4 protein-coding genes are annotated in these 5,802 nt (G+C 65.1%); all 4 read right to left on the bottom strand.

What is annotated here, in order from left to right; genetic code table 11:
- The coding region (gene proS, locus ACOJSI_RS06720; RefSeq protein ID WP_420137494.1) for a proline--tRNA ligase at window positions 1-1,149 on the bottom strand (1,149 nt) is incomplete at its 3' end.
- Window positions 1,150-1,164: 15 nt separating this feature from the next.
- The gene (locus ACOJSI_RS06715; RefSeq protein WP_420137493.1) at window positions 1,165-2,334 is read right to left on the bottom strand and encodes a glycosyltransferase family 9 protein; all 1,170 of its coding nucleotides are present in this window, start codon (window positions 2,332-2,334) and stop codon (window positions 1,165-1,167) included.
- The gene (topA, locus tag ACOJSI_RS06710; protein WP_420137492.1) at window positions 2,331-4,892 is read right to left on the bottom strand and encodes a type I DNA topoisomerase; all 2,562 of its coding nucleotides are present in this window, start codon (window positions 4,890-4,892) and stop codon (window positions 2,331-2,333) included. The genes ACOJSI_RS06715 and topA overlap by 4 nt, the downstream gene beginning before the upstream one ends.
- A 132-nt stretch (window positions 4,893-5,024) precedes the next feature.
- The coding region (gene dprA / locus ACOJSI_RS06705; protein WP_420137491.1) for a DNA-processing protein DprA at window positions 5,025-5,802 on the bottom strand (778 nt) is incomplete at its 5' end.

Genomic DNA, 5,802 nt, shown 5'->3' with positions numbered 1-5,802 from the left:
GTCGCGGTCGTCGTAGAGCACGTCGATGCCGGCCGCCTGCAGCTGGGCGTACAGATCGTCTGCCGCCTTCGCACAGGTCTCGTCGTCGGCACGCATGTTGATCAAGCCGACGCGATAGGGCGCGACCGCGTCGGGCCAGATGATACCCTTCTCGTCGTGGCTCGCCTCGATAATCGCAGCCATAAGACGCGACACGCCAATGCCGTAGCTACCCATTTGCGGCACGATCTCACTGCCGTCCTGACCCTGGATCTTGAGGCCCATCGCAGCCGAATATTTCGTGCCGAAATAGAAGATATGGCCTACCTCGACGCCGCGCGACTGGCGCAGCGCGTCGCCGGCTTCTGCCTCGCGGGCCGGATCACGCTTCTCGTCGGTGGCGGCATAATCGGCGGTATAGCCGCCGACGATCGCCTGCAGCCCGGCAACGTCCTCGAAATCGACGTGGGAGAGCTCCGCCGGCTTCTCCCAATTCGAGTGATAGAAAACCTCGCTCTCGCCCGTCGGGGCCAGTACGATGAATTCGTGGCTCAGATCGCCACCGATCGGGCCGGTATCGGCCTGCATCGGAATGGCGCGCAGCCCCATTCGCGCGAACGTGTTCAGATAGGCCACAAACATGCGGTTATAGCTATGGCGCGCGCCGGCCTCGTCCAAGTCGAAGGAATAAGCGTCCTTCATCAGGAATTCGCGGCCGCGCATCACGCCGAAGCGGGGCCGCACCTCGTCGCGGAACTTCCACTGAATGTTGTACAGCGTACGCGGCAGGTCGCGATAGGAGCGTGCCGCATCCTTAAAAATGGTGGTGATCACCTCTTCCGCAGTCGGCCCATACAGCATCTCGCGATCATGCCGGTCCTTGATGCGCAGCATTTCCAGCCCGTAATCGTCATAGCGGCCGGATTGCTTCCACAGCTCGGCCGACTGGACGGTCGGCATGATCAGCTCGATCGCGCCGGACTTGTCCTGCTCCTCGCGCACGATCTGCGCGATCCGGGCAAGGACGCGCGTCCCCAGCGGTAGCCAGGCATAAATGCCGGCGGCGGTCTGCCGGACCAACCCGGCCCGCAACATCAGTTTGTGGCTGATGATCTGCGCGTCCGCAGGCGATTCCTTCATGACGGGCAAAAAATAACGAGAAAGACGCATGGGGCTCCGCTCAGGCTATGGGGCGGGCGTGTGCTTAGGCGGCGGCGTGTCGGAGGGCAATGCAGACGGCGCCTCTCCTCCGTTCGTATCCGCAAAAGCCCGGGCGTCCGCGATCACCCGATCCACCGCCGCATCCCACGTACCGTCGATCGCTCCGCGATACAGACGATGCCGAGGGTACCAGGGACTGTCGTCACGGCCGAACATCCAGCGCCAGTCCGGCGAGAAGCCTGACAGCAACAGCAGGCATGGAAGGCCGAGCGCGCCGGCAAGGTGCGCGACCGCCGTGTCTACGGAAACGACTAGGTCGAGCGAGGACAGGATCGCGGCCGTTTCGGCAAAGTCCCGTGCGCCACTGACATCGGGATCGAGATCGACGACCGCGCCCGGCAGCTCGTCCCGCAAGCGCCGCGCCATATCGGGCGGCAAGGATCGAAACATGTCGTTGATATGATTTGGATTACCCCGGTCGCGCAGCCCGATCCGAAACCCGCTCTCTTTCGGCAGACGGCTCGGCGGCGTCAGGTAGGGCGCACTGGGCAGCTCCGCCAGAGTCGCACCGAAAATAGCCGGAAGATCATAGAGCGTGATCCAATAATCTGGATCGGGGAATTCTGTCTGCCCCTCCGCCGCAACGACCTCGATGTTCGCAAAATTATAGTCGAACAACGCGACCAGCGAAGGCGGGCTGAGCAAGGTGACGCGGCCACCCAACCCGATCAGCCGGGGCAGGAACCGCGCCAGCTGGATCTGGTCCCCCTGCCCCTGTTCCGGAAAGACGGCGATGCGCTTTCCATCCAGCGGCTCACCCTGCCAGCGCGGGAAAGGAAAACCCCGCGGAAAACCATGGTTCAAACCCGGCACATCGACCCGCGCCGCGTGAAGCGGCCACGCCTCGCGGTAGCGCCCCTGGGCCAGCAGATTGTGCGCCAGGCTATACAGCAGCAAGGCGGAATTCGGCACGAGCGTCAGCGCTTGGCGATGGACGGCTTCCCCCTCCTCCAGCCGGCCCAGCTTCGTCAGCAGCAACGCCAGATCCTGCAATATCGCCGGGTCGCCAGGTGCTGCTTCCGCCGCAGCAACGCTGAGGTCCAACGCTTCCGACCAGCGGCGTTCCGCTCTCAGCCGTTGTGCTTCCGCCGCCAGCGCCTGTGCCGATTGCAGCCCCGTGGCGGAATCGTTCACTTCGCCGCAGCGCTCTTCTTGGCCGCGCTTTTCTTCGCCGGGGTTTTCTTCGCTGCGGTTTTCGCGGCGGCGGCTTTCTTGACCGGCTTGCGCTTGCCCTTGGCCGGCCCTTTCGCGGCCCGCTCCTCCAGCAGCACCAGCGCCTGTTCGGCCGTCAGCGTTGCCGGATCGGTGCCCTTGGGCAAGGTCGCGTTGGTCGTGCCGTCCGTGACATAGGGACCGAACCGGCCTTCCATGACCTTGACCGGCTTTCCCGTCACCGGGCTCTCCGCAAAGGTGGCGATCGGCTCGCGCGACGCGCCTGCCGAACGCCCCCCGCCATTCGCGGCATCGGCCAACCGCGCCACCGCCGCATTCATGCCCGTTTCGAACACTTCGGCGGTCGACTGCAATCGGGCATATTTGCCGTCATGCGCCAGATAGGGCCCGTAGCGGCCAATGCTGGCGGTGATCGGCTTGCCGCTTTCCGGATGTGTCCCGATCTCACGCGGCAGTGACAGCAACCTGAGCGCCATCGTCAGATCCAGTTCGGGCACATCCTTGGGAATGGACGCGCGCTTGGCCTCCTTGCCCTCGCCCAACTGGATATAGGGCCCGAACCGCCCGGCGCGGCGCGTCACCATCTCTCCCGTGGCGGGATCGACACCCATTTCGACCGGACCGGTGTCGTTGGCCGCGTCCTCAGACCCGCCTTGCGCGAAGCGGCGCGTGAACTTGCAGTCGGGATAATTGGAGCAGGCGACGAAGGCGCCGAACTTGCCGCCGCGCAGCGCGAGCCGACCCGTCCCGCAGCTCGGGCAGAGCCGCGGATCGCTGCCGTCACCCTTATCCGGGAACAGATAGGGCGCGAGGAATTCATCCAACGCGGCCGTAACCTCGCTCGGCTTCTGCTCCATAACCTCGGCGGTCTTCGGCTTGAAGTCGCGCCAGAATGCCTCAAGCACCGACTGCCAATCCGCCCGCCCGCCGGAAACGTCGTCCAGCTCTTCCTCCAGGCCGGCGGTGAAGTCATAACTCACATATTTATCGAAGAAGCGCTCCAGGAAGCTTGTCAGCAGACGGCCACTTTCCTGCGGAATGAAGCGGTTCTTCTCCAGCGTCACATAGTCGCGGTCTTTCAGCGTCTGCAGCGTCGCCGCGTACGTTGAAGGACGCCCGATGCCGACCTCCTCCATCTTCTTGACGAGGGAGGCCTCGGAATAACGCGGCGGCGGCTGGGTGAAGTGCTGCTCGGCCGTCACGCTCTTCTTGGCCGGCGCATCGCCTTCGTTCATCCGTGGCAGGCGCTTGCTGTCCTCATCCTCGGCATCGTCGCGACCTTCCTCGTAGAGCGCGAGATAGCCGGGGAACAGCACGACCTGCCCGGTCGCGCGCAAGGCATGCTGGCCGGTGCCGTCGCTCAGCTCCACCGTTGTCCGCTCAAGCCTGGCCGATGCCATCTGGCTCGCAAGCGCACGCTTCCACACCAGTTCGTACAGGCGCGCATGGTCGCCCGAGCCTGCCCGATCGCGGCTGAAATCCGTCGGCCGCACCGCCTCATGGGCTTCCTGCGCATTCTTGGCCTTCGTCGTATAATGACGCGGCTGATCCGGGACATAGCCGCCATCATAGCGATCGACGATCGAGGCGCGCGCCGCCGAAATCGCCCCCTGGTCCATCTGGACGCCGTCGGTTCGCATGTAGGTGATGGCGCCCTGCTCATACAGATCCTGGGCGACTCGCATCGTGTGGCTGGCCGAGAAACCGAGCTTGCGCGCGGCTTCCTGCTGAAGCGTCGAGGTGGTGAAAGGCGGCGGCGGATTGCGCGTCAGCGGCTTGGTCTCGACGCTGGTGACCGTGAAACGCCCCGCCGCGACATCCGCCCGTGCCGCTTCGCCATCTGCGCCGTTGCCGATCGTCAGGCGATCAATTTTCTTGCCCTTCCAGCGCACCAAGCGTGCGAGGAAGGTCACGCCATCCTGCTCCATGCTGGCGGCGACCGACCAATATTCCTGCGGGCGGAACAGCTCGATCTCACGTTCGCGGTCGACCACCAGCCGCAGAGCGACGGACTGGACCCGGCCTGCTGACTTGGCACCCGGCAATTTGCGCCACAGGACCGGCGAGAGCGTGAAGCCGACCAGATAGTCCAAGGCGCGCCGTGCCCGATAGGCGTCGATCAGATCCTCATCCAGCGCACGCGGGTGCGCCATCGCGTCCAGCACGGCCGGCTTGGTGATGGCGTTGAACGTCACCCGCTGCACATCCTTCGGCAACGCCTTGCGCTTGCGCAGCACTTCCTGAACATGCCACGAAATCGCTTCGCCCTCCCGATCGGGGTCGGTCGCCAGGATCAGCGTATCGGCCGCCTTGGCCTCGTCGGAGATCGCCTTCAGCTGTTTGGTCTTGTCGGCGTACGGCTCCCACTCCATCGCGAAGCCATTGTCCGGATCGACGGAGCCATCCTTGGGCGGCAAATCGCGAACATGACCATAGGAGGCCAGCACCCGGTGACCGGGGCCGAGATATTTCTCGATCGTTTTCGCCTTGGCGGGGGATTCTACAACGACAAGCTTCATGAGGCTGGGTGATGTCCTTACGTGTACGCGCGAGGGTGGCGAGACGCGGCAGCCGGCGTCAAGGGGCGATGTAGGGACTGGCCGGCCGGCGGGAAAGCCCAACCCGATCCGCCGTCTGCGACCATCCCCGTCTCAGCCAAGGCTGACGCGGCCTCCAGCATGGCGTTCCAGCCGCCCGGCCAATTCCAGTTCCAACAGGATGAGGTGCACGTCTGTAGCCGATACACCGGATTGGCGGATCAGCTCATCGACCGCGACCGGAATTGGGCTCAGCAAGGCCGTCACCGCCCGCCTCTCCCTCTCGCCGGCGTCCTGACTGGCATTGCCCGGCTCGTAAGCCGCTGCCGGTGCACCGACATGATTGCGGCCAAACGGCTGCAGCGCCTCCAAAATATCCGCCGCCGATTGCACCAACGTGGCACCATCGCGGATGAGTTGATTGCAGCCTTGGGCACGCGGATCGAGCGGGGAGCCCGGGACCGCCATGACGTCGCGACCGTAATCGGCGGCAAGCCGCGCGGTAATCAGCGACCCAGATCGGGGTGCCGCCTCCACCACCACCGTGCCCTGCGCCAGGCCCGCGATCACGCGATTGCGCGATGGGAAATGGCGCGCATGGGGCTCGGTGCCGGGCGGCTGCTCGGACACGATCAGGCCGCGCCCGCCAATCTCCCGCTGCAGTCGCTCATTTTCCGGCGGGTAGAAAATGTCGAGACCGCCGGCGATTACCCCGATCGTGCCGCCATCGAGCGCGCCCACATGCACCGCCGTATCGATCCCGCGCGCCAGGCCGGACACGACCACCGTCCCCTGCCGCGACAGATCGTTAGCCAGCTGCCGGCCGAACCGCACGGCGGCGGCCGACGCATTGCGGGCACCCACCATCGCCACCATCGGCCGCGCGAGCAAC

The organism is Sphingomonas sp., assembly GCF_048595155.1.
Taxonomy (GTDB): Bacteria; Pseudomonadota; Alphaproteobacteria; order Sphingomonadales; family Sphingomonadaceae; genus Sphingomonas_I.
This window is presented reverse-complemented; position numbering and strand designations above follow the sequence as displayed.

Coding starts and splice junctions, on each gene's coding strand:
- topA (WP_420137492.1), bottom strand. CDS start 4,892: ATGAAGCTTGTCGTTGTAGAATCCCCCGCCAAGGCGAAAACGATCGAG.